The 22,351-nt window shown below is 65.3% G+C and carries 23 protein-coding genes; 15 read left to right on the plus strand and 8 right to left on the minus strand.

Annotated elements, in window-relative coordinates; genetic code table 11:
• Positions 1-113: 113 nt before the first annotated feature.
• Positions 114-524, plus strand: coding sequence for a (deoxy)nucleoside triphosphate pyrophosphohydrolase (locus tag IVB26_RS36760; RefSeq protein ID WP_247969749.1), 411 nt, complete (start codon positions 114-116; stop codon positions 522-524).
• Between the two features lie 151 nt (positions 525-675).
• On the opposite strand, the gene IVB26_RS36765 is transcribed toward IVB26_RS36760, so the two are convergent.
• On the minus strand, positions 676-1,545 hold the full coding sequence (locus IVB26_RS36765; RefSeq protein ID WP_247973362.1) for a methyltransferase domain-containing protein: 870 nt from the start codon (positions 1,543-1,545) through the stop codon (positions 676-678).
• 198 nt (positions 1,546-1,743) lie between these two features.
• On the opposite strand from IVB26_RS36765, the gene IVB26_RS36770 reads away from it, so the two are divergent.
• Genes IVB26_RS36770 through IVB26_RS36785 form a run of 4 tightly spaced genes read left to right on the plus strand, consistent with a single transcriptional unit; the run spans position 1,744 to position 4,215 of the window.
• Complete coding sequence (locus IVB26_RS36770; protein WP_247969750.1) at positions 1,744-2,541, plus strand: ComF family protein; 798 nt, start codon at positions 1,744-1,746, stop codon at positions 2,539-2,541.
• 47 nt (positions 2,542-2,588) lie between these two features.
• Positions 2,589-2,864, plus strand: coding sequence for a glutaredoxin 3 (gene grxC, locus IVB26_RS36775; protein ID WP_247969751.1), 276 nt, complete (start codon positions 2,589-2,591; stop codon positions 2,862-2,864).
• Positions 2,861-3,739: a carbon-nitrogen hydrolase family protein gene (locus tag IVB26_RS36780; protein ID WP_247969752.1), complete on the plus strand. Its 879-nt coding sequence runs from the start codon at positions 2,861-2,863 to the stop codon at positions 3,737-3,739. The genes grxC and IVB26_RS36780 overlap by 4 nt, the downstream gene beginning before the upstream one ends.
• The gene (locus IVB26_RS36785; RefSeq protein WP_247969753.1) at positions 3,736-4,215 is read left to right on the plus strand and encodes a DUF1178 family protein; all 480 of its coding nucleotides are present in this window, start codon (positions 3,736-3,738) and stop codon (positions 4,213-4,215) included. Before IVB26_RS36780 ends, IVB26_RS36785 begins: the two co-directional genes overlap by 4 nt.
• Here the strand turns inward: IVB26_RS36785 and IVB26_RS36790 are convergent.
• From IVB26_RS36790 to IVB26_RS36800, 3 genes are all read right to left on the minus strand, one after another.
• Positions 4,212-5,111 carry an EamA family transporter gene (locus IVB26_RS36790; protein WP_247969754.1) on the minus strand — a complete coding sequence of 300 codons (900 nt, stop codon included), beginning with the start codon at positions 5,109-5,111 and terminating at the stop codon, positions 4,212-4,214. The genes IVB26_RS36785 and IVB26_RS36790 overlap by 4 nt on opposite strands.
• A 169-nt stretch (positions 5,112-5,280) precedes the next feature.
• Positions 5,281-6,048, minus strand: a complete 768-nt coding sequence (ubiG, locus tag IVB26_RS36795) for a bifunctional 2-polyprenyl-6-hydroxyphenol methylase/3-demethylubiquinol 3-O-methyltransferase UbiG (RefSeq protein ID WP_247969755.1) — start codon at positions 6,046-6,048, stop codon at positions 5,281-5,283.
• 14 nt (positions 6,049-6,062) lie between these two features.
• Positions 6,063-6,530 carry a PH domain-containing protein gene (locus IVB26_RS36800; RefSeq protein WP_247969756.1) on the minus strand — a complete coding sequence of 156 codons (468 nt, stop codon included), beginning with the start codon at positions 6,528-6,530 and terminating at the stop codon, positions 6,063-6,065.
• A 149-nt stretch (positions 6,531-6,679) separates the two neighbouring features.
• Here IVB26_RS36800 and IVB26_RS36805 point away from each other — a divergent pair, with 149 nt between their 5' ends.
• The 3 genes from IVB26_RS36805 (at position 6,680) to prfA (ending at position 11,635) form a co-directional block, all read left to right on the plus strand.
• On the plus strand, positions 6,680-7,936 hold the full coding sequence (locus IVB26_RS36805) for an aspartate kinase (RefSeq protein WP_247969757.1): 1,257 nt from the start codon (positions 6,680-6,682) through the stop codon (positions 7,934-7,936).
• Between the two features lie 288 nt (positions 7,937-8,224).
• Positions 8,225-10,492, plus strand: coding sequence for a phosphoenolpyruvate--protein phosphotransferase (ptsP, locus tag IVB26_RS36810; protein WP_247969758.1), 2,268 nt, complete (start codon positions 8,225-8,227; stop codon positions 10,490-10,492).
• A gap of 57 nt (positions 10,493-10,549) precedes the next feature.
• The gene (prfA, locus tag IVB26_RS36815; protein ID WP_247969759.1) at positions 10,550-11,635 is read left to right on the plus strand and encodes a peptide chain release factor 1; all 1,086 of its coding nucleotides are present in this window, start codon (positions 10,550-10,552) and stop codon (positions 11,633-11,635) included.
• Positions 11,636-11,672: 37 nt separating this feature from the next.
• Here the strand turns inward: prfA and IVB26_RS36820 are convergent, their stop codons facing one another.
• Entirely contained in the window at positions 11,673-12,143 is a 471-nt protein-coding gene (locus IVB26_RS36820; protein ID WP_247969760.1) for a MarR family winged helix-turn-helix transcriptional regulator, read from the minus strand.
• A 119-nt stretch (positions 12,144-12,262) separates the two neighbouring features.
• Positions 12,263-12,661, minus strand: coding sequence for a hypothetical protein (locus tag IVB26_RS36825; protein WP_247969761.1), 399 nt, complete (start codon positions 12,659-12,661; stop codon positions 12,263-12,265).
• A 472-nt stretch (positions 12,662-13,133) separates the two neighbouring features.
• Between IVB26_RS36825 and IVB26_RS36830 the strand changes: the two genes are divergently transcribed.
• The 4 genes from IVB26_RS36830 to IVB26_RS36845 all read left to right on the plus strand — a co-directional run bounded on the left by IVB26_RS36830 (position 13,134) and on the right by IVB26_RS36845 (position 17,990).
• Positions 13,134-14,465 carry a substrate-binding protein gene (locus IVB26_RS36830; RefSeq protein ID WP_247969762.1) on the plus strand — a complete coding sequence of 444 codons (1,332 nt, stop codon included), beginning with the start codon at positions 13,134-13,136 and terminating at the stop codon, positions 14,463-14,465.
• Positions 14,466-14,560: 95 nt separating this feature from the next.
• On the plus strand, positions 14,561-15,436 hold the full coding sequence (locus tag IVB26_RS36835; RefSeq protein WP_246929047.1) for a branched-chain amino acid ABC transporter permease: 876 nt from the start codon (positions 14,561-14,563) through the stop codon (positions 15,434-15,436).
• Positions 15,437-15,447: 11 nt separating this feature from the next.
• Complete coding sequence (locus IVB26_RS36840) at positions 15,448-17,295, plus strand: branched-chain amino acid ABC transporter ATP-binding protein/permease (RefSeq protein WP_247969763.1); 1,848 nt, start codon at positions 15,448-15,450, stop codon at positions 17,293-17,295.
• Positions 17,292-17,990: an ABC transporter ATP-binding protein gene (locus IVB26_RS36845; RefSeq protein ID WP_247969764.1), complete on the plus strand. Its 699-nt coding sequence runs from the start codon at positions 17,292-17,294 to the stop codon at positions 17,988-17,990. Before IVB26_RS36840 ends, IVB26_RS36845 begins: the two co-directional genes overlap by 4 nt.
• Here the strand turns inward: IVB26_RS36845 and IVB26_RS36850 are convergent, their stop codons facing one another.
• Entirely contained in the window at positions 17,991-18,416 is a 426-nt protein-coding gene (locus tag IVB26_RS36850) for an HIT family protein (protein ID WP_247969765.1), read from the minus strand.
• Between the two features lie 91 nt (positions 18,417-18,507).
• On the opposite strand from IVB26_RS36850, the gene prmC reads away from it, so the two are divergent.
• Both prmC and IVB26_RS36860 read left to right on the plus strand, forming a co-directional pair.
• Positions 18,508-19,404, plus strand: a complete 897-nt coding sequence (gene prmC / locus IVB26_RS36855) for a peptide chain release factor N(5)-glutamine methyltransferase (protein WP_247969766.1) — start codon at positions 18,508-18,510, stop codon at positions 19,402-19,404.
• A 460-nt stretch (positions 19,405-19,864) separates the two neighbouring features.
• Positions 19,865-20,659, plus strand: coding sequence for a DUF4167 domain-containing protein (locus IVB26_RS36860; protein ID WP_247969767.1), 795 nt, complete (start codon positions 19,865-19,867; stop codon positions 20,657-20,659).
• A gap of 55 nt (positions 20,660-20,714) precedes the next feature.
• On the opposite strand, the gene IVB26_RS36865 is transcribed toward IVB26_RS36860, so the two are convergent.
• Entirely contained in the window at positions 20,715-21,458 is a 744-nt protein-coding gene (locus tag IVB26_RS36865) for a methyltransferase domain-containing protein (protein ID WP_246927899.1), read from the minus strand.
• A gap of 108 nt (positions 21,459-21,566) precedes the next feature.
• Here IVB26_RS36865 and gloB point away from each other — a divergent pair, with 108 nt between their 5' ends.
• Positions 21,567-22,334, plus strand: a complete 768-nt coding sequence (gene gloB, locus IVB26_RS36870) for a hydroxyacylglutathione hydrolase (RefSeq protein ID WP_247969768.1) — start codon at positions 21,567-21,569, stop codon at positions 22,332-22,334.
• Positions 22,335-22,351: the final 17 nt, after the last annotated feature.

Genomic DNA, 22,351 nt, shown 5'->3' on the forward strand with positions numbered 1-22,351 from the left:
TTCCACTCTAGGAACCGTTGATTAAATATGACTTATGGGGAACCGCAAGAATCCGAGCCGTCACCGGTTAACGAGCCGTTACCGATGATCTTCAGCGAGCGACACATCCACGCATGGCCGATCTCAAACTGACACTGGTGGTGGCCTGCGCGCTGGTTGATGCCGACAAGCGTGTCCTGATCGCGCAGCGCCCCGAGGGCAAGACTCTGGCCGGCCTCTGGGAATTTCCCGGCGGCAAGTGTGAACCCGGCGAGCGGCCGGAGCAGAGCCTGATCCGCGAGCTGCACGAGGAGCTCGGCATCACCGTCGCCGAGCCGTGCCTCGCGCCGCTGACCTTCGCGAGCTACGGCTATGAGAGCTTTCACCTCCTGATGCCGCTCTATATCTGCCGGCGCTGGGAAGGGACGGTGACCGCGCGCGAGGGCCAGACCCTGGCCTGGGTCCGCGCCAACAAGCTGCGCGACTACCCGATGCCGCCGGCGGATATCCCGCTGATCCCGCATTTGATTGATCTGTTGATGTGAGGGCCGTGCCCCGGACGCAGCGCAGCGCCCCCGGCGATGCGAAGCATCGTCCGGTGCGATGCGCTGCAGAGCCGGGGCCCATGCTTGCGGCAGGACTGGGTCCCGGCTCAGCGGAGCGTCACTTCGTGCCGCACCGCGTCCGGGACACACGTCACTCTTTGCCAGCCCTCTTCACCGCCTCGGCAAGGCTCGCTTTGGCCGAGCCGGGCTTGAGCGGCTGCTGCTGGCTCGCATGCGGAGCCCAACCTGAGAGCCAGATGATGTCGAACGTCGCACGGATGCGGCCGTCGGCATCGGCAAAACGCTCAGTGTAGATCTCGGCCATCCGCAGCAGCGTCGCGCGCCGCGACGGCGTGCGACGCCGCTCGATCAGGACATTGGCGGCGCCCATGCGGCGGAGATCCTGCATCAGCGCGAACGCGTTGGCGTAACGCACCACGACGCGATCGACATCGGTCACGGGCAGCGCAAAGCCCGCCCGCTGCAACAGCGCGCCGATGTCACGCAAATCCGCGAACGGCGCCACGCGCGGCGATACGCCGCCCTCGCATTCGGCCTCCGCCGCAGCAAAGGCCTGGCGCAACTCGGTCAGGCTGTCGCCGCCGATCATTGCGGCGAGCAGCAGCCCATCCGGTTTCAGCGCACGACGCACCTGTGCGAGCACGCCCGGCAGGTCGTTGACGAATTGCAGCGCCAGCGCGGAGACGACGAGGTCGAGACTTTCCGGTGCAAAGGGCAGCTTCTCGGCTCCCGCCGGATCGGGCGCGATGTGCTCAATCGTAGGCAGGCGCGTGCGCAGCACCGCGAGCCCTTCACCGGGCGTCCAGAGATCGGCGGGAGCCTGAAATTCCCGCATCACCGCGGCGAGCCGCTCCGACATGTCCTCAGCGACACGATCGAGCAGGAAGCTCACCGCCCCTTGCGCCCGCGCGCGCCGCTGCCGTGCGTGCAGCAAGGCGCGATCGAACAAAGCGGGCGGAGTTGGGGGGTGTTGAGCCATGCCGCTGGTTACGCCGATCATGCTGACTATTGCAATCACTCTCGTGTCCCGGACGCGGTGCGGCACGCAGTGACGCTCCGCAGAGCCGGGACCCGGAAGTCATACCGCACGATGCGGAAAGATGGGCCCCGGCTCTGCAGCGCACCGCTACGCGGCGCACTGCGTCCGGGCACGAGACCATGACTTGAGCAATCCGGGTTGCAACGCTAGCCTCCTCCCATGGAAGCCGACGCCGCCCCCACCCGTTCCATCGCCACACCGCTGCGTGCCGCCGGGACGGCCGGCCGTCACATCCTGTCGCGCGCCGCACGGCTCGCGCTCGACATCGCGCTGCCGACGCAGTGCGTGTCCTGCCGCGAGCCGGTCGATGGCGAGGGCGTCTGCGCTTCGTGCTGGGCGCGGCTGTCGTTCATCGAACGGCCCTATTGTCCGCGGCTCGGCATTCCCTTCGTCTATGATCCCGGCCCGGACATGCTGTCGATGGAGGCGATCGCGAGCCCGCCGGCCTATCAGCGGGCCCGCGCGGCAGTGCGCTATGACGACGTCGCGCGCACGCTGGTGCATGCGCTGAAATACCAGGACCGCACCGATCTGGCGCCGGCCATGGGCCGCTGGATGGCGCGGGCGGGCGGCGAGTTGCTGGCCGGCACCGACATGCTGGTGCCCGTTCCCCTGCACTGGCGACGGGCCTGGCGGCGCCGCTACAACCAGTCCGGGGCGCTGGCGCGGACCATCGAGCGACAGAGCGGGGTCAAGACGAGGGCTGAGGTGCTGCGCCGGGTGCGCGCCACCGAGCAGCAGATCGGCCTGTCGCGGGCCCAGCGTGCCACCAATGTGCAGGGCGCGTTCCAGGTATCCCCGGACCGCCAGGCTGAGGTCCAAGACCGGCGCATTGTCCTGATCGACGACGTCCTGACCTCCGGCGCGACGTTGGATGCCTGCGCGCGGGCCCTGTTGCGTGCCAAAGCGGCCCAGGTCGACGTGCTGGTGTTCGCCCGGGTTGTGGAGGTCAGGTAAAGTCCCATATAATTCAATGAATTCATGACAAGAGAGCGCCAGACGAGATGACTGCTGCTGTCGAGATCTACACCAGGCCGGGCTGCGGCTATTGTTCCGCTGCCAGGTCGCTGCTGGCCCGCAAGAAGGCGGATTTCACGGAATTCGACGTCGCCAAGAACCCTTCCTGGCGGGCCGAGATGTACGACCGCGCCGGCGAGGGCTCGACCTTCCCGCAGATCTGGATCGGCGGAACTCATGTCGGCGGCTGCGACGACCTCTACGCCCTCGATCGCGAGGGCAAGCTCGACGGCATGCTCGAAAGCGTGAAGGCTGTTTCATGAGCGAGAATCGGACGTTTACCGCTGCGATGGTGCAGATGCGCACCGGCTTGATGCCCGAGCCCAGCCTCGCGCAGGCCACCAGGCTGATCCGGCAGGCTGCGGCGAATGGCGCCGATTACGTGCAGACGCCCGAGGTCAGCAACATGATGCAGCTGAACCGCAAGGCGTTGTTCGAGCATCTGCAGAGCGAGGAGGACGACACCTCGCTGAAGGCTTACCGCGCGCTCGCGGCGGAACTGAAGATCCACCTCCATGTCGGCTCGCTGGCGCTGCGCTTTTCGCCGGAGAAGGCGGTCAACCGCTCCTTCCTGATCGGGCCAGAGGGCAATGTGCTCGCGAGCTACGACAAGATCCACATGTTCGACATCGAGCTGCCGGACGGCGAGAGCTACCGCGAATCCGCCAATTACCAGCCGGGCGAGACCGCCGTGATCTCCGACCTGCCCTGGGGCCGCGTGGGCTTGACGATCTGCTACGATGTGCGCTTCCCCGCGCTCTATCGCGCGCTCGCCGAGAGCGGCGCGTATTTCATCACCGTGCCCTCGGCCTTCACCCGCAAGACCGGCGAAGCACATTGGCACGTGCTGCTGCGCGCGCGTGCGATCGAGACCGGCTGCTTCATCTTCGCCGCAGCGCAGGCAGGCTTGCATGAGAACAAGCGCGAGACTTACGGCCATTCGCTGATCATCGACCCCTGGGGCGAGATCCTCGCCGAGGGCGACGTTGAACCCGGCATCATTATGGCCCAGATCGATCCGGCCAAGGTCGAGACCGCGCGCCGCGCGATCCCCTCGCTCCAGCACGGCCGCCGCTTTGGCGTGTCCGACCCCAAGGCGGGGCCGGATCATCTGCACCTCGTACGGGGATCGGCATGATCCGCTATGCGCTACGCTGCGACCGGGACCACGACTTCGAAAGTTGGTTCCAGAGCTCGTCGGCGTATGATTCTCAGGTCAAGCGCAAGCTCGTGACCTGTCCGATCTGCGGCTCGGCCAAGGTCGAGAAGGCGATCATGGCGCCGCGCATCGTCGGCAAGAAGGGCCGCGGGCGCGCGACCCCGCCGCCGGAGCCCGCCGCGACCACGCCCGAGGCCGCGCCATCAGGTCCGACCTCGCTGCTGATGGCGCAGGAAAAAGAGCTGCGCACCAAGCTGAAGGAATTGCGCGATCACATCGTGAAGAACGCCGACAATGTCGGCGAGCGCTTCGCCAATGAAGCCCGCGCGATGCATTACGGCGACAAGGAGCATCGTCCGATCTACGGCGAGGCCTCGCCCGAAGAGGCGAAGTCGCTGATCGATGAGGGCATCGAGGTTTCGCCGTTGCCGACGCTGCCGGAAGACCGGAATTAGACTCCCACCAGTAGCGCCACGCCGACCACGATCAGCACAATGCCGAAAATCTCGCGTGGCGCGATCGGCTGCTTGAACGAGTAATACGCCACGCCTTGCGCGAACAGCACCTCGATCAGGGCGAGCGTGCGGACATTGGCGGCGGCGGTCAGCGCGAAGGCCAGAAACCAGAATTGCGAGGCGAAGGCGCCCATGAAGCCCGCGAGCATCGACGGCTGCCATAGCCCCAGAATCGCCCGCAGGATATTTGGCGCGCGCCAGAGCAGATAGACCGTCAGGATCAGAGTCTGCACGAGGAGGCCGAGCACCAGCGTGAACGATGCTGAGGTCACGAACGAGACGCCCGGCACGTTGATGATGGCGCCGCGAAACCCAACCGCGGAGAGCGCGAAGGCCGCAGCAGCAACGAGGCCGGTGATGGTCGGCCTCAATTCCGCAAAACTCTTCTCGCCGCCGGGCCGCAGCGCGGTGATGACGACGCCGATGGTCGCGATCACGATCGCCAGCACCTTCAGCCAGGTCAGGTGATCGCCGAGAAAGATGAAGCCGAAGATCGCGGTCTGGATCGCCTCGGTCTTCAGATACGCCGTCGTCACCACGAAAGAGCGGTCGTTCATCGCCAGCAGCATCAAGCCCGTCGCGACGATCTGGCTGAGTGCCCCGAGCAGCAGCCATGGCCAGAACGCGGTCGGCGGCATGCCGAGATGATCGCCGGTGGCGACCAGCACCACCCCCAAGAACAGCACCGAGAACGGGAAGCCGAACAGAAAGCGGATATTGGTCGCGCCCGAGGTCCCCAGCGGCTTCGTCAGCGACCGCTGCATCGCATTGCGCGCGACCTGCCCGAGCGCGGCAATGACGGTGAAGGGAATCCAGAGGCTGGCGATGGTGAGCATGGGTGGCGGGCATTAGCGGGAAAGGATGCGGCCAACCTGCAAGTTGAGGCCAGCGCGGTCAACCACGCGGGCGTCATGGGAGCGATGCTCTCGCCACAATCTCCGCTGTCGTCCCTGCGAACGCAGGCACCTCTGTGGAGGAGCAGCTCGCGCCTTGCTCACAGCAGCCTCACACCATCCCTTCCGCCACCACCATGTAGTTCACGTCCATGTCCGACGAGAGGGTCCATTTGTCGGCGAAGGGTGAGTAGACCACGCCGGTCTGCTCGGTGATGACGAGGCGGTTGTCGAGCAGGTATTTCGTCAGCTCGTCGGGGGTGACGAACTTGTTCCACTCGTGGGTGCCGCGCGGCAACCAGCGCAGGACGTATTCGGCGCCGACGATGGCGAGCGCGAAGCTCTTCCAGTTGCGGTTCAGCGTCGAGACCACCATGAGACCGTTCGGCTTCAGCATCGAGGCGCAGCGCTTCAGGAAGACGCCGACATCGACGACGTGCTCGACCACTTCCATGGCCAGCACGATGTCGAAACGCTCGCGCGGGTCGATCTCCTCAACCGTGGTGCAGCGGTAGTCGATCGCAAGATGGCCCTTGTCGGCATGCAGCTTCGCCGCGGCGATGTTGCTCTGGGAGGGATCGACGCCGATGACCTGCGCCCCGAGGCGCGACAGCGGCTCGCACAACAGGCCGGCGCCGCAGCCGATATCGAGCACGCGCAAGGCCCCGAGGCAGTTGAGGCTGCGCACGTTGCGCTCGAACTTGCGGCAGGCGGCGTCGCGGATGTAGCCGAGCCGCAGCGGGTTGATCCGGTGCAGCGGCGCCATCTTGCCATTGGGGTCCCACCACTCCGCCGAGAGTTTTGAGAATTTCGCGATCTCGGCGGCATCGACGGTCGAGCCCGGCTGGGCGGTTGCGGAAGTATTTTGCTGCATGCTCATGGTTACGCGCGGTCCTACCGCGTGGTGATCGAACTACGGAAGGCGAGCGGCGAGGCGATCGTCCGGATGGTTTCGCGGCCTTCGCCGACCCCGTTGATGGTCACATCGCCGTAGTTGAGAATACGTCCAAGGATCGTCTGGTTGACGTCGACGCTCTCGACCTTGTCCAGCGCCATCTCGAAGGTGCGGCGCTTGATGAACCCGGTCTTGTGGACGACCCTGAGATTGGTGACGTCGGTCTCGGTGGTGAAGCGGTGGAACCAGCCCTTCACGGTCCAGTACAGGCCGGCGAGAGCCACCAGCACCGCGGCGACGAGACACAGCAGCACGAGCCCTTCGACCGTGGTCTGCCGCGACAGCACGAACAGGCCCAGGGCCACGATCCAGGCCAGGATCGCCGGAAAATAGAAGATCCAGTGCGCATTGGTCGAATACAGCACCCGCTCGCCCGGCTGCAGGATTTCGTCAATATAGCGCGCCATAACCTGGATTAACCCATTGCCCGGATTGGCCGGAGCAGGAACCCGCTTGCCCCCGGCCCCGCCCCTCTGTATACGCGCGGTCGGATGCCCGCAGCATCGCCTCGCGCGGGTCACCATACTGATCCTTATGAAGGAATGCACGCGTCGTCATGAGCCGCCTCGTGATGAAATTCGGCGGCACATCCGTCGCCAACATCGAACGTATCCGCAACGTCGCACGCCATGTGAAGCGTGAGGTCGACGCCGGCCACGAAGTGGCCGTGGTCGTCTCGGCGATGTCCGGCAAGACCAACGAACTGGTGGCCTGGTGCACCGAGGCCTCGCCGATGCACGACGCGCGCGAATACGACGCCGTCGTCGCCTCCGGCGAGCAGGTGACCTCCGGCCTCCTTGCTATCGCGCTCCAGGGCATGGGCATCCAGGCCCGCTCCTGGCAGGGCTGGCAGATCCCGATCAAGACCAGCGACGCCCATGCCTCGGCCCGAATCGAGGACATCGACGGCAGCGAGATCATCAAGCGCTTTCAAGAGCGCAAGGAGGTCGCGGTCATCGCCGGCTTTCAGGGCATCAATGCCGAGACCAATCGCATCACCACGCTCGGCCGCGGCGGCTCCGACACCTCTGCCGTGGCGATTGCCGCAGCCGTCAAGGCCGACCGCTGCGATATCTATACCGACGTCGACGGCGTCTACACCACCGACCCGCGAATCGTGCCGAAGGCCAAGAGGCTCGACAAGATCGCGTTCGAAGACATGCTGGAACTGGCCTCCCAGGGCGCAAAGGTGCTCCAGGTCCGCTCGGTGGAACTCGGCATGGTCCACAACATGCCGATATTCGTCCGCTCAAGCTTCGACAAGCCCGAGGATATCGACCCGCATGCCAACCAGCCGCCCGGCACGCTGATCTGCAGCGAGGAGGAGATCATGGAAAGCCACGTCGTCACCGGTATCGCCTTCTCCAAGGACGAGGCCCAGATCTCGGTGCGCCAGATCGAGGACAAGCCGGGCGTTGCGGCATCGATCTTCGGCCCGCTGGCGGATGCCAACATCAACGTCGACATGATCGTGCAGAACGTCTCCGAGGACGGCAAGACCACCGACCTCACCTTCACGGTGCCGGCGGCCGACTATACCCGCGCCAAGGACACGATTACCGCCGCCAAGGGCAAGATCGGCTACGCGCGGCTCGATACCGCCACCGACGTCGCCAAGATCTCGGTGATCGGCAGTGGCATGCGCAGCCATGCCGGCGTGGCCGCCCAGGCGTTCTCGGCCCTCGCCGGACGGAATATCAACATCCGGGCCATCACAACCTCCGAGATCAAATTCTCGGTTTTGATCGACACCGCCTATACCGAGCTTGCGGTGCGCACGCTGCACACGCTCTACGGCCTCGATCAGACCTAGACTAATTTTCTCTTAGCGGTCGCAGCAAATGCGAAGGTGTACACACCTTCGCGTTTGGCAGGCGTTTTGCTTGGCAAAACAAGCCTCAATTCGCTATACGGCGAACAGGGTGGGCTGCCGCGGGCTGTGTCCCAGTTCAGGCGGCGCCGATTCGGTGCAAGTGCTAAATCTCAAGTGATTTTGGGCTTGTGCCGGCGCCGGACGAACAAATTGGTTGTTTTTCTGGAATTTTGGGCCAGCCGCCGGCCGATACCGCCGGGCCGGGCACACGGAGGAGATTGACGGGACATGCGGAGCGCGTCGGGAGGTCCCCGCGTCTTGTTGAGACGGCTCCGCGAAACCATGGCGGAGCAGGTCTCGGCCCAGGAGCGGCTGGACAAGATCGTGGTGCTGATCGCCGCCAACATGGTGGCCGAGGTGTGCTCGGTCTATGTGCTGCGCATCGACAACACGTTGGAGCTCTACGCCACCGAAGGTCTCAACCGCGAGGCGGTGCACCACACCGTGCTGAGCGCCCATGAAGGCCTGGTCGGCCTCGTCGCCAGCGAGGCGACACCGCTCAACCTGAGCGATGCGCAGAGCCACCCGGCCTTCTCGTTCCGTCCCGAGACCGGCGAAGAAATCTACCACTCCTTCCTCGGCGTGCCGATCCTGCGGGCCGGCAATACGCTCGGCGTGCTGGTGGTGCAGAATCGCGCCAAGCGCAACTATGTCGAGGAGGAGCTCGAGGCGCTGCAGACCACCGCGATGGTGCTGGCGGAGCTGATCGCCTCCGGCGAACTCTCCGCGCTGGCCCAGCCGGGCCAGGAGCCGGCCGCGCGCCATTCCGCGCAGAAGGTCGGCGCCATCCTGTCGGAAGGCATCGCTCTCGGCCATGTCGTGCTGCACGAGCCGCGCGTCGTCATCAAGGACTACATCGCCGAGGACCTGCCCAAGGAAATCAAGCGGCTCGACACCGCGCTCGCCAAGCTGCGCGCCGATCTCGACCGCATGCTGGAGCGCGGCGACGTCGCCGAGGGCGGCGAGCACCGCGAGGTGCTGGAAGCCTACCGCATGTTCGCCAACGACCAGGGCTGGTCGCACAAGCTGCACGAGGCGGTCGCCACCGGCCTTACCGCGGAAGCCGCCGTCGAGCGCGTGCAGTCCGACACCCGCGCGCGCATGCTGCGCTCGACCGATCCATATTTGCGCGACCGGCTGCACGATCTCGAGGATCTCGGCTACCGCCTGATGCGGCAGCTGGTCGGTCAGGACCACGCGCCCTCGCGCGAGCAGCTGCCCGACAACGCCATCGTCATCGCGCGCGCGATGGGCCCGGCGGCGCTGCTCGACTACGACCGCAAGCGCCTGCGGGGCATCGTGCTCGAGGAAGGCACCGCCAACTCCCACGTCTCGATCGTGGCGCGCGCGCTCGGCATCCCCGCGGTCGGCGAAGTCCCGAACGCGCCCGGTATCGCCGATCCCGGCGACGCCATCATCGTCGACGGCACCTCCGGCTCGATCTATGTGCGCCCCTCTCAGGAGGTCGAAGCGGCCTTTGCCGAGCGCGTGCGCTTCCGCGCCCGCCGCCAGGCGCAGTACCTGGCGCTGCGCGACCGGCCCTGCGTCACCAGGGACGGCCAGAAGGTCGAATTGATGATCAACGCAGGACTTGCCATCGACCTGCCGCATATCGAAGACACCGGCAGCGCCGGCATCGGCCTGTTCCGCACCGAGCTGCAATTCATGGTGGGACAGAGCCTGCCGCGCACCAGCGACCAGCTGGCGCTCTATCGCACCGTGCTGGATGCCGCGGGCATCAAACCCGTCACCTTCCGCACGCTCGACATCGGCGGCGACAAGGCGCTGCCTTATATGGAAGCCGTGATCGAGGAAAATCCCGCGCTCGGCTGGCGCGCGATCCGGCTCGGGCTGGATCGCCCCGGCCTGTTGCGCGGCCAGATCCGCGCGCTGCTGCGTGCCGGCGGCGGCCGCGCGCTACGCATCATGTTCCCGATGATCTCGGAGGTCGCCGAGTTCGATTCGGCCAAGGCGCTGGTCGAGCGCGAGCTCACTTACTTGCGTCAGCACGGCCACACGCTGCCTGAACGAATCGACATCGGCACCATGGTCGAGGTGCCGGCCCTGCTTTATCAGCTCGACGAGCTCCTGAGGAAGGTCGACTTCATCTCGGTCGGCTCCAACGATCTGTTCCAGTTCCTGTTCGCGGTCGACCGCGGCAACGCGAAAGTTTCCGAGCGCTTCGACACCATGTCGGCGCCGATCCTGCGCGCGCTGCGCGAGATCGCGCACAAATCGCAGGCGGCGAAGAAGTCGCTTTCGCTCTGCGGCGAGATGGCGTCCAAGCCGATCGGCGCGCTGGCGCTGATTGCGCTGGGCTATCGCTCGCTGTCGCTGTCGGCAACCGCGCTCGGTCCGGTCAAGGCGATGGTGATCGATCTCGATGCAAAGAAGGCCGAAGCCATGCTCGGCCCGCTCCTTGACGCGCCGGCGGGCAGCGTCTCGATCCGGCAGAAACTCACGGAATTTGCCGAGGCCGAAGGCCTGGCGTTGTAGCGGGCCTGTCCCCGCTCCCTGCCGCCTCGCCTCCTTCCGCCATTTGAGACTGAACCGATGTCGTCACTCCCCGAATCCAAGCTGGACGTCCTGCTCGCCCATCATGCCTCGCTCGAAGCCGAATCGCTGGGGCAGCTCGCCTCCGAACGCTACGTGCAGATCACGCGCGAGCTCGCCGAGATCACGCCGCTGATCGAAGCGGTGAAGGCTTACCGTTCCGCCGTCAAGGAGCTGGCCGACACCGAGGCGCTGATCGCCGATCCCGCGACCGATGCTGAGATGCGCGGCATGGCGGAAGCCGAACGCGACGAGCTCGCACCGAAAATCGAGGAGCTGGTCCAGAAGATCCGCGTTGCGCTGCTGCCCAAGGACGCCATGGACGATCGCAACGTGGTGCTGGAAATCCGCGCCGGCACCGGCGGCGACGAGGCCTCGCTGTTTGCCGGAGACCTGTTCCGGATGTACGAGCGCTTCGCTGCCTTGCAGGGCTGGAAGGTCGAGGTGATCTCGGCCAGCGAAGGCACCGTCGGCGGCTACAAGGAAATCATCGCGGAGGTGCAGGGGCGCGGCGCATTCTCCAAGCTGAAGTTCGAGTCCGGCGTGCATCGCGTGCAGCGCGTGCCCGACACCGAGACGCAGGGGCGCATCCACACTTCGGCCGCGACAGTCGCCGTGCTGCCGGAGGTCGAGGATGTCGACGTCGACATCAAGAACGACGATCTGCGCATCGAGACCATGCGCGCGCAGGGAGCCGGCGGCCAGCACGTCAACAAGACCGAGTCTGCGATCCGCATCACCCACATCCCGACCGGCATCGTGGTGATGATGCAGGACAGCCGTTCGCAGCACAAGAATCGCGCCTCCGCCATGAACATTCTGCGCTCGCGCATCTACGACGCCGAGCGCCAGCGTGTCGACGCCGCGCGCTCGGCCGAGCGCAAGGAGAAGGTCGGCTCCGGCGACCGCTCTGAGCGCATCCGCACCTATAATTTTCCGCAAGGGCGCGTCACCGACCACCGCATCAATCTGACGCTCTACAAGCTGCCGCAGGTGATCGCGGGCGAAGCGCTGGGCGAGCTGACCGACGCGCTGACCACCGAGCACCAGGCCGCGCAACTCGCCGCACAGGGCGCAGCGGCCTGAATCCGCGCTTCAGCGCGCCTCATTTGGCGCGACTTATTCAGCGTGCCTTGGCCCGGAACGATCGCAGGAGCTTGGCCAAGGCGGGAGCGGCGGCACTCAGCTCGTCCAGATGAATGCGCGAGAGCGACCGCAGCTTCTGCTCGCCCTTGGCCGTCAGCTTGACGAGAACGCGCCTTGCGTCCTCGGGATCGGCTTCCCGGCCGATCAGCTTCAGTTTCCCCATGCGATCCACCAGCTCCACCGCCGTATGGTGCCGGATCAGGAGGAAGCCGGCGATGTCGCCGACGCTGGCGCCGTCGGGGCCTGCCAATCCCTTGATCGCCAGCAACGCCTGGTGCTGCTGCGGGGTCAACCCGGCGTTCTGGGCCGCGGCTTCGCTGAAAGCAAGGAAGGTTCGCAACTGGCGGCGGAATTGGGCAAGCGCCGTGTAATCGGCCTCACGCATTGCGCCGCCCTTTGCGGGAGCAGCACGCGCCGTGTGTCCAGTCTTCCGTTTCGATTCAGCCATCCGTGCCTTCGACCTCAGCCCGCCGGCGAAGCGGGAGCTGCCGAGACTAGCAAGGAAGCCCAGGCGGAACCACCGGCGGGCGTCGCGGATTCACAAATATGGAGGCTTTTGCAGCTCTCCTATTCGTAGTTGGACAGCAGGATCTTCACCAGGATGACCTGAAAGGCGATCGGAATACGAACGCTCTTCCGCCTGATCGAACGCTGCAGCGCACTGACGATCTCGGCGCTGGTCAAGGCACCGTCGGATGCATTCGTGATCAGCTCGCCCCACATCTGCGACAGCGAGCCGCCGGGCGGGATGATCGGCCTGATGGTCACGCCGCAGCCCTGCGCCCAGTCGACGATCTCCCGCATCGTGTGAGGACCGCAATTGCGCGTCGTCGCAAGTCGCTCGGCCGTCAGCGCAAGCAGCAGCTCGCGCGAGGGCGACCAGGTCCCCTTCGGCGGCTGCTCGCCGGTGAGCTCGACCGCGAGTTCCTTCAAGACATTCTGGGCGCGCACGCTAAGTCGCTGCATCGGCACCGGCGTGCGCTTGGCCTGAGCTGAGCCGAGGGCCGGCCCGCGTTGAGCGGCGGACCGACTGCGCGGCTCCCGACATGCGCGGGCCATCGCCGGACTGCGGCGCCAAGCGTTGGTCGTTCCCATCCTCCGCAGGCCACGCGGCCTCCTGCCGCTCCGCCTCCTGCGGCCAGGATCGTCGCTTCCGGGCACCCGCTACTGTCATCCGCCGCGCCATTTCTCCCGCCGAACCCGCCAGCCTCGTACTCACAAAGACTAATATATATCGTGATCCGATATGTTTTCACGTGATAATTTTCGTCGTTCGACCAAAGGCGAAATTGACAGAAGGTGTTCACAAGCAATGTTTACGTCCAGGAGCTACACGCGGATGTGACGTGCCCGGTGCAGGCAGGCCCTCGAAGGTCGGCTGCCGCCGGACAGGTCGTGTTGTGCCTGCAAACAAGAACGACATTCGGAGGAAACGATCATGACTGACGATCTCGTCCGCCGCGGCCTCTCGCGCCGCGGCTTGCTCCAGACCACAGCGGGTCTCATCGGCGGCTCGGTGCTGCCGGCGATGCCGGCCTTTGCCGAAGACAAGCCGATCGGCACGTATCCCGCGGGCGTTTCGGGTTCCACCGCCTTCATCGGCATCTCGGTGCCGCGCACGGGAACCTATGCCGTTCAGGGCGAGGACGAGCTCAAGGGCTATCAACTCGCGATCGAGCACATAAACAGCGGTCACGACCTGATCAAGAAGATCTCGCCGAAGACAAGCAAGGGCGTGCTCGGCAAGGAGCTCAAGTTTGGCGTCGCGGATTCCGCGGCCAAACCGAACGAGGCGGTGCAGGCGCAGCAGCGCTTCATCAGCGAGAACAAGGCGATCATGATCACCGGCGGCACGTCGAGCGCTGTCGCGGTCGCGCTCAACAAGCTCGCCCAGCGCGAGAAGGTGATCTTCGTGTGCGGCATTTCCGGCTCGAACGACACCACCGGCAAGGACTGCGTCCGCTACGGCTTCCGCCAGAACTTCTTCGGCCAGACCGCCGCGGCGGCGATCGGCCCCGTCATGGTCAAGGAATTCGGCAAGGGCAAGAAGGCCGCGTACCTCACGCCGGACTACACCTACGGTCACACCGTCACCAAGTCGATGCAGGACTTCCTTGCGGCCGCTGGCTGGACCACCGTGACCAACCAGGTGGCGCCGCTCGGCGCCCCCGACTACTCCTCGTATCTTCTGAACGTCGCGAATTCCGGCGCCGATGTGCTGATCAATGTCAATTGGGGCCACGACGCGGTGCTGTCGACCAAGCAGGCCAAGCAGTTCGGTGTCCTCGACAAGATGAAGCTGGTGGTGCCGTATCAGGTGCCGTTCATCGCGCGCGAGACCGGCGGCCTGATGCAGGGCGTCTACGCCGCCACCGACTATTGGTGGACGATCGAGGACAAGTTCCCGCTGGCCAAGATGTTCAACGAGGCCTTCGAGAAGAAGTACGGCTACAAGCCGGAATGGGGCGCCGAAAACGCCTATGTCAGCTTCGCGCACTGGGCGCGCATGTGCGAGCAGGCCGGCAGCTTCAATCCGCCTGACGTGATCAAGGCCTACGAGAAGGGCGAGACCATCCCCTCTCTCGTCGGCGACGTGCACTACCGCTCCGAAGATCACCAGTGCGTCCGCCCGGTGATCATCGTCAAGGGCAAGCAGCAGAAGGACATGAAGAACAAGGAAGATTGGTACGACGTGGTCGAGGTCGTCCCCGGTGAAGGCCTGATGCAAAAACCGGACGCCTTCGGCTGCCATCCCGGCGACTACAGCTGAGCCCGCTCTAACCCTTGTGACGCCGCGGGCTGCCCTCTGCTCCTGCGGCGTCACCTTTTTGACGCGCCGCGGCGCGTCGCAACAGTGTCCATTTCATGATCAGTTGGCCCAACCTCGTTTCGCAGCTCTTCAACGGGCTGGCGCTCGGCGCGCTGCTCGCGCTGATCAGCTCCGGTCTGACCATCATCTACGGCACGCTCGGCGTGCTCAACCTCGCGCATGGCGCGATGTTCATGATCGGCGGCTATGCCGGCTTCGTCGCCTACCAGTATACGGAATCGTTCGTCCTCGCCGTCATCGCGGGGTCGCTGTTCGTGATGCTGCTCGGCGTGCTCATGGAGCGCGTCATCATCCGCCATTTCTATCATCGCCCGCACGAGGATCAGCTGCTGGTGACCTTCGGTCTCGGCATCTGTTTCGTCGAGCTCGTGCGTCTGATCTTCTCGAGCCAGTCACAGCTGGTGCCGCCGCCGGCGCTGTTCCAGGGCATCACCAATCTCGGCTTCATGTTCTATCCGACCTATCGCCTCGCCGTGGTCGGCATCGTCGCGGTCGCGCTCGGCGCGCTGTTCATCATCCTCTACCGGACCCGGCTCGGCATGATCGTGCGCGCCGGCATCGAGGACTCCGTGATGGTCGATTCGCTCGGCATCAACGTCTACCGCGTCTTCATGGTCGTGTTCGGCATCGGCGCGATGGCCGCCGGCTTTGCCGGCATCATCAACGCGCCGGTGGTCTCGCTGACACCGGGCATCGGTGACGACATCCTGGTCCAGACCTTCGTGGTGGTGGTGATCGGCGGCGTCGGCTCGTTCCCCGGCGCGATCCTCGGCGGCCTGATCGCCGGCGAGATCATCAGCGTCACCTCCATGTTCAACCCCGGCTACGCCTATGTGATGCTGTTTGCGGTCATGACGCTCGTGCTCGTGGTGCGACCGCATGGCCTGCTCGGCGTCCAGGGCCGCGAGTAAGTGATTTCGTGATGCTCAAGCAACGCCCATTCCTGATCGAGACGCTGACGGCCATCGGCCTGATCGTGGCTCCCTTTGTGCTGCCGCATCTCGGCTTCGCGCCGAACACCGTGAACCGGATCCTGGTCTGGGGCCTGTTCGGGCTCGGCTTCGACATCCTGTTCGGCTTCACGGGGTTGTTGTCGTTCGGCCAATCCGCCTTCTACGGTACCGGCGGCTTCGTCGCGGCCTATCTCCTGACGCGCGCCGGCTTCGGCAACGTGCTGGGTGCGCTGATCATCGGCATGATCGCGGCCGCCGCGACCGGCTATCTCGTCGGCCTGATCGCGCTGCGCCGGACCGGCATCTATTTCGCCATGATCACCGTGGCGATCGCACAGGTGTTCTTCTTCGTCGAGTTCAATCCGCTCTCGGATTTCACCGGCGGCGAGAACGGCCTGCCCGGCGTGCCGACGCCAAGCTTCAATCTCGGCTTCACCACCATCCACTTCACCAATGGCTGGTCGCTCTATCAATTCATCGCGCTGTGCTACCTTATCGGCGTCATCATCGCGCTCAGGATCGTCCGCTCACCGGTCGGGGCGATTCTGAGCGCGATCCGGGACAATCCGCTGCGCGCCACGGCGGTCGGCCACAACATCCACGGCTACAAGCTGACTGCTTTCGTGATCGCCGCCGCCTACGCGGGGTTTGCCGGCGGCCTGCTCGGTGTGCTCCAGGCCTTCATGCCGCCCGACGCGTTCACCTTCGAGACCTCCGGCCAGCTGGTGATGCAGACCGCGATCGGCGGCAGGGGCACGCTTTTCGGGCCGCTGGTCGGCGCGGCGGTCTGGCTCTTCCTGCAGGATTTCCTGCAGGCCGCGCTCGGGCTCGGAGCGGCCTGGAAGCTGGTGCTCGGTGTCGTGTTCGTGCTGCTGGTCTGCTTCCTGCGCGGCGGCATCGTCGGAGGCATTGCAGATCTCTATCGCCTCGCCTCCGGCAAGCGTAAGCGGACTGAAGCAGAGACTGAACAGGAAGCTGCGGACGCCGCGGCGACACTGCAATCCGCACCAGCGCCGATGCAGGCCAAGGAGGTCGAGCATCCCGCCTATTCCGGACCGATCCTGAAGGCCACCGGCCTCACCAAGCGCTATGGCGGCCTCGTCGCCAACAGCGACATCGATTTCAGCGTCAATCAGGGCGAACTGCGCGGCATCATCGGCCCCAACGGCGCCGGCAAGTCGACCTTCTTCAAGATGCTGACCTGCGAGATCGCGCCGACATCGGGCCAGATCGTGTTCGAGGGCCGCGACATCACGGGATTGAAGGTCACCGAGGTTTGCCAGCTCGGGCTCACCAAGAGCTATCAGGTCAACCAGCTCTTCACTGGCCTCACCGTTCGCCAGAACCTGACGATCGCCGCGCTGGCCGAACTGCGCGGGAAGTTCCGGCTCGATCTGTTCCGCAAGCTCTCGGGCGTCAAGGGCCTGACGGAGCAAGTCGAGCACACGCTGGCACTGGTCAATCTGACCCGCCGCGCCGATACGCCCGTGTCCGAACTCGCCTATGGCGAGAAACGCAGGCTGGAGATCGGGCTTGCGCTCGCGACTTCGCCGCGCCTGCTGCTGCTCGACGAGCCGCTCGCCGGCATGAGCCCGCGCGAGCGCATCGAGACCGTCAAGCTGCTCAAGTCGATCGCGCGCGAGCGCACGATGATCATCATCGACCACGACATGGACTCCCTGTTCGAGCTGGTCGAGCGCGTCACCGTGCTTCAGGAAGGCCGCGTGCTGGTCTCCGGCACGCCCGAAGAAATCAAGACCAACGCCGCGGTGCAGGAAGCCTATCTCGGCGGCGTTCACGGAGAGATCGCCGCATGAGCCTGATCGAGGTCAACGGCCTGAACAGCTATTACGGGGACTCCCACATCCTGTTCGACGTCGCCATGCGCGTCGAGCGCCACGAAGTGGTGGCACTGCTCGGCCGCAACGGCGCCGGCAAGAGCACCACGCTGAAGAGCCTGATGGGCGTCGTAACCCCGCGCAGCGGCAGCGTGAAATTCGACGGCGTCGACATCGCCGGACGCAGAAGCCACAAGATCGCGCTGGCCGGCATGCAGCTCGTGCACGAGGAGCGCCGCATCTTCGGCAGCCTGTCGGTGGAGGAGAACATCACCCTTGCAGGGATCACCGCGCCGAAACGCTGGCCGCTCGGCCGCATCTACGAGATGTTTCCCCGGCTGAAGGAGCGTCGTAGCAACCGCGGCACCGAGCTCTCCGGCGGCGAGCAGCAGATGCTCGCAATCGCGCGGGCGCTGGTGCGCGACCCCAAAATCGTGCTGCTGGACGAGCCGTTCGAGGGTCTTGCGCCTGTGATCGTCCAGGATCTCGTCAAGGCCTGCCGCGAGCTGGCGGCCGCCGGCCAGACCATCGTGCTGGTGGAGCAGAATCTGGCGGCGACGCTGGCGCTGGCGAGCCGGATCTACATCATCAACAACGGCCACATCGTGCATGAGGGGCCGGCGCTGGAGCTGAAGGCCCAGCCGGAACTGCTGCAGCGCTATCTCGGCGTTTGATCAGCCAGCAAGCGCCGCGACCATCCGTTTGGCGTGATCGGCGAGCACGGCCATGTCTTCCTTGCGCGTCTGCGCCGGCAATAGCTCGATATCGGACCTGACCGGCATGACGTGCATGTGCAGGTGAAAGACCACCTGCCCGCTGGCCGGCTCGCTGAACTGCTGCAGGATGATGCCCTCGGCATCGAACGCCCTCATCGCCGCAATCGCGATCCGCTTGGCGGTTCTCGCGACCGCGGCGAGATCGTCATCGGCGATATCCAGGATGCCGCGCGCCGGCGCGCGGGGAATGACCAGCGTGTGTCCGGGCGAGCGCGGCATGATGTCGAGGAAGGCGAAGCTGCGATCGTCCCTGAAGACCTCGAAGCAGGGTATCTCGCCGCGCAGGATCTTTGCGAAGACGTTCTGGTCGTCATAGGCCGTCACGGATCCCCTCCCTCGCTGCGAAGCGCGATCAAACGCGCTCCTTTCCGTTGACGCAAGCAAGCCTGCCGATCTATCCACGATGCTGGGCAGGATGGTTCCATTGACGACAGGCTTCGATTCCGGAAACAGCATAGAGAGTGCGCGGCGCGCCCTCACCGCGCGGCTGCAAACGGCCGGCATCGAGGAACCCGCGCTCGATGCGCGCCTGCTCGTCGGCGCTGCTCTGGAGCTCGATCTGACCGGCCTGATGACGCAGGCGGCACGAAAACTCACGCCTGAGGAGACCGCGCGCCTCGAACGATATGCCGAGCGCCGGGTGGCACATGAGCCGGTCGCCCGCATTCTCGGCGCGCGGGATTTCTGGGGCATGCCGTTCCGGCTGTCCGAGGCGACGCTGGTGCCGCGGCCGGACACCGAGACCGTCGTCGAGCTGGCGCTCGAGATTTTTCGCGAGCTCACGATATCGGGACAACGCCCGCGAATCGCGGATATCGGCGTCGGATCAGGCGCCATCCTGCTCGCGCTGCTGCACGAAATTCCCGATGCGTTTGGCGTCGGCACCGATGTCAGCCTGACGGCGCTCAATACGGCACGCGACAATGCGGCCGCTCTCGGCCTCGCCGGCCGCGCCGGCTTCGTCGCCTGCTCCTATGCGTCGGCGCTCGGCGGCCCGTTCGACCTCATCGTGTCGAACCCGCCCTATATCCCCTCGGCCGAAATTCCGACATTGAGCATCGAGGTGCGCGAGCACGATCCGCATTTGGCGCTCGACGGCGGCAATGACGGCTATGACGCCTACCGCGCCCTGATACCGCAGGCGGGCGAGTGTCTCGCCCCCGGCGGAGCGCTGATCGTCGAGGCTGGCCAAGGCCAGGCGAGAAATATTGAAACCCTTATGGCGGCTGCGGGGTTAATGGTGGACAGGCCACCCAAGGCCGACCTGGCGGGCATTCCGCGGGCCGTTTCGGCCCGAAAAATGCCCCCATAAAAGCCGGATTGGCCTGCAAAAAGCTCTTGGAATATCCCTTGGGAACGACTACGTTCCGGTCAACACATCGGTGCCGGCCCCGTAGACCTACGGGCGAAAGCCGGGCTCTCGGGCGAGAGCTTTACTGATATAGGTTCCAAGCCGCAGGTCCTGTGAAGCGCGATAGCCAGTGGAGCTGCGCTGCTCTCCGACCGCAAAGTGAACGAAAGCCTGATATTGCGCTTGAAGACTTACGCAAGAAAGCTGGGCTTGTTTCGGCAGGCGAAATGAATGGGTTCGCTGGCGATCAATGCTGGCGGGTGGGGAAACGCGTCTTTGTTGAGCGCGATGGTCGACGAACATCGGCAGGGATCAATCCGCTTGCGCGCGGTGCGCGTGAGCGATGCGAACCGCTGTCGCCAGGTCACTCCTAGCAATCAGTAATGCGTGCAACCTTTAGGGCTGGAATTAAAGGCAGGACATGAGAAACGGTCAGAACAAGCAGCGGATGCGCAACCGCAACAACAACAATAACAACAACAACAACCGGCGCAGCCAGAACCCGATGACCCGGGTCTATGAGTCCAACGGACCCGACATCAAGATTCGCGGCACCGCCTCGCACATCGCTGAAAAGTATCTCCAGCTCGCGCGCGACGCGCGTTCCTCCGGCGATCCCGTTGCGGCCGAGAACTACTACCAGCATGCCGAGCATTATTTCCGCCTGATCGCGGCGGCCCAGGAGCAGTTCCGCCAGAACCAGCAGCCGCGCGGTGACGAGCCGGTCAGCAGCCATAGCGACGACGGCGAAGACGACGGCGAGAATTTCTCGAATTTCGGCCAGGAGCCGGGCTTCGTCCCGCAGCCGCCGCAGCAGTCTTTCGTGCGCGAGCGCGACGGCCAGCGCGATCATCACCAGCGTGATCATCAGCAACGCGACAATCAGCAGCAGCCCTATCAGCGTGACAACCAGCAGCCGCGCGAGCACCGCGAGCGCGATCATCGTCCGCAGCCGCAATATCAGCCGCAGCCGCTGCCCGCGAACCAGCCGCAGCCCGTCATCGCCGATGCCGGCAGCGTCGATCGCCTGCCGTCCTTCATCACCGGCGCGCAGCCGCAGGTGAATGCCGGCGCCAATGGCGGCCAGGCCGGTTTCGAGGGCGGTGCCGGCGGTGGCGAACGCTATCCGCGCCGGCGGCGCCGGCCGCATGGTCCGCGCCCCGAGCGCGAGGCAGCTCCAGCCGCCTCGAGCGACGAAGTCGCGCCCGGCGAGTAAGCTTCTTCTGGTCTTCCGATCTGAAATCGTCCCGGCCTCGCCGGGACGATTTTTTTCAGCTGCGCGTCACCGTCGAGGACGGCACCAGCACCGGCTTGGCGAGCGAGGGAATGAGCCGCGCCCGTTCGCGCTTGGCGGGGATCGCGCGGTAGACCTGCTTGGTGGCCTCCACGATGTGCACGCCGGCAAAGGGCAGCGACAGCGCGGCGCCGGCGCGCTCCCACATCTGCGCCGATTTCAGCACCCAGCCGCCGGCGTAGGGCGGCATGAACAGCGCTTCGCCCCAGGCAGTCGGCGTGAACCAGGTTTGGCGCAACAGATCGGTGATCTGCGAGCGCGAATAGGGCCGGCCGTGACCGAACGGCGTGCTGTCGGTGCGGGTCCACACCCCGCGCCGGTTCGGGATCACCGCGATCACGCGCCCGGACGGCGACAGCACGCGCCACACCTCGCGCAGCAGCGCGGCCGGATCGTCCGACATCTCCAGCGCGTGGACCAGCAGGATGCGGTCGACCGCGGCGTCGGGAAGCGGCAGCGAGAATTCGTCGACCAGCGAGGCCAACGCCGGCCGTCCCGTCGGCCATTTCAGGACGCCCTGAGCCGCCGGCATGAAGGCGATGCAGCGCTCGGCATCTTCCCGGAACAACCCCAGATAGGGCGTGGGATAGCCAAGGCCGAGCACGCGGTGGCCGTCGGCACGCGGCCAGCGCTCCCTGATGCCGCGATTGATCATTTGCCGCGCCACAATCCCAAGGCGGCGGGAATAGAACTCGCGGAGGTCGACGACGTCGATGGTCATGACCGCAATGTAACATGCGCAAGGCCGGCGCCGCGCGCGGAATATTGCATTGCCTGCGCGACGTTAACGCCATATTTGTCTGGCGGGGCTGAGCGCGATGGAGATGACATGGCCGCCGAAATTCGTACTTTCAACTGTTTAAACGATAATTTCGGCTATCTGATCCACGATGTGGAAACCAAGGCGACGGCGTCCGTCGACGCGCCTGAGGCCGGCCCGATTTTGAAGGCGCTGGAGCGCGAGGGCTGGCAGCTCACCGACATCCTGATCACCCATCATCACGGCGATCATGTCGGCGGCGTCGCCGAACTCAAGCGCAAATACAATTGCCGCGTCGTCGCGCCGCACGACAAGACCACTGCGATCGCGAACGTCGATTTGCGTGTCGCCAATGCCGACGTGATCAAGATCGGCAACCTGCTGGCGCGCGTGATCGAGACGCCCGGCCACACGCTCGACCACATCTCCTACGTGTTCGACACCGAGAAGACGGTCTTCGCCGCCGACACGCTGTTCTCGATCGGCTGCGGGCGCGTGTTCGAGGGCACCTATCCGATGATGTGGGATTCGCTTCTGAAGCTGCGTGCCCTGCCCGACGACTTCAAGCTCTATTGCGGCCACGAATACACGGCCTCCAACGTCAAGTTCGCGCTTACCGTCGATCCCGACAATGCGGCGCTCCAGGCGCGCGCGGCGGAGGTGGCGAAGCTCCGGGCCGAGAACAAACCGACCATTCCCACACTGCTTGGCGAGGAGAAGCGGGCAAACGTGTTCCTGCGCGCCGATGAACCGTCGGTCGCGGCCAGGCTGCACATGAAGGGCGCGGATGCCGCCGCGGTGTTCGGCGAGCTGCGCGAGCGCAAGAACAAGTCCTGAAGACCTAGTCCTGACGG

Origin of the sequence: Bradyrhizobium sp. 195, assembly GCF_023101665.1 — a bacterium.
Classification (GTDB): Bacteria; Pseudomonadota; Alphaproteobacteria; order Rhizobiales; family Xanthobacteraceae; genus Bradyrhizobium.

Excerpts from the sequence above, each read along its gene's own strand:
- IVB26_RS36760 (WP_247969749.1), top strand. The coding sequence starts at position 114 with ATGGCCGATCTCAAACTGACACTGGTGGTGGCCTGCGCGCTGGTTGAT.
- IVB26_RS36765 (WP_247973362.1), bottom strand. The coding sequence starts at position 1,545 with ATGATCGGCGTAACCAGCGGCATGGCTCAACACCCCCCAACTCCGCCC.
- IVB26_RS36770 (WP_247969750.1), top strand. The coding sequence starts at position 1,744 with ATGGAAGCCGACGCCGCCCCCACCCGTTCCATCGCCACACCGCTGCGT.
- grxC (WP_247969751.1), top strand. The coding sequence starts at position 2,589 with ATGACTGCTGCTGTCGAGATCTACACCAGGCCGGGCTGCGGCTATTGT.
- IVB26_RS36780 (WP_247969752.1), top strand. The coding sequence starts at position 2,861 with ATGAGCGAGAATCGGACGTTTACCGCTGCGATGGTGCAGATGCGCACC.
- IVB26_RS36785 (WP_247969753.1), top strand. The coding sequence starts at position 3,736 with ATGATCCGCTATGCGCTACGCTGCGACCGGGACCACGACTTCGAAAGT.
- IVB26_RS36790 (WP_247969754.1), bottom strand. The coding sequence starts at position 5,111 with ATGCTCACCATCGCCAGCCTCTGGATTCCCTTCACCGTCATTGCCGCG.
- ubiG (WP_247969755.1), bottom strand. The coding sequence starts at position 6,048 with ATGAGCATGCAGCAAAATACTTCCGCAACCGCCCAGCCGGGCTCGACC.
- IVB26_RS36800 (WP_247969756.1), bottom strand. The coding sequence starts at position 6,530 with ATGGCGCGCTATATTGACGAAATCCTGCAGCCGGGCGAGCGGGTGCTG.
- IVB26_RS36805 (WP_247969757.1), top strand. The coding sequence starts at position 6,680 with ATGAGCCGCCTCGTGATGAAATTCGGCGGCACATCCGTCGCCAACATC.
- ptsP (WP_247969758.1), top strand. The coding sequence starts at position 8,225 with ATGCGGAGCGCGTCGGGAGGTCCCCGCGTCTTGTTGAGACGGCTCCGC.
- prfA (WP_247969759.1), top strand. The coding sequence starts at position 10,550 with ATGTCGTCACTCCCCGAATCCAAGCTGGACGTCCTGCTCGCCCATCAT.
- IVB26_RS36820 (WP_247969760.1), bottom strand. The coding sequence starts at position 12,143 with ATGGCTGAATCGAAACGGAAGACTGGACACACGGCGCGTGCTGCTCCC.
- IVB26_RS36825 (WP_247969761.1), bottom strand. The coding sequence starts at position 12,661 with ATGCAGCGACTTAGCGTGCGCGCCCAGAATGTCTTGAAGGAACTCGCG.
- IVB26_RS36830 (WP_247969762.1), top strand. The coding sequence starts at position 13,134 with ATGACTGACGATCTCGTCCGCCGCGGCCTCTCGCGCCGCGGCTTGCTC.
- IVB26_RS36835 (WP_246929047.1), top strand. The coding sequence starts at position 14,561 with ATGATCAGTTGGCCCAACCTCGTTTCGCAGCTCTTCAACGGGCTGGCG.
- IVB26_RS36840 (WP_247969763.1), top strand. The coding sequence starts at position 15,448 with ATGCTCAAGCAACGCCCATTCCTGATCGAGACGCTGACGGCCATCGGC.
- IVB26_RS36845 (WP_247969764.1), top strand. The coding sequence starts at position 17,292 with ATGAGCCTGATCGAGGTCAACGGCCTGAACAGCTATTACGGGGACTCC.
- prmC (WP_247969766.1), top strand. The coding sequence starts at position 18,508 with ATGGTTCCATTGACGACAGGCTTCGATTCCGGAAACAGCATAGAGAGT.
- IVB26_RS36860 (WP_247969767.1), top strand. The coding sequence starts at position 19,865 with ATGAGAAACGGTCAGAACAAGCAGCGGATGCGCAACCGCAACAACAAC.
- IVB26_RS36865 (WP_246927899.1), bottom strand. The coding sequence starts at position 21,458 with ATGACCATCGACGTCGTCGACCTCCGCGAGTTCTATTCCCGCCGCCTT.
- gloB (WP_247969768.1), top strand. The coding sequence starts at position 21,567 with ATGGCCGCCGAAATTCGTACTTTCAACTGTTTAAACGATAATTTCGGC.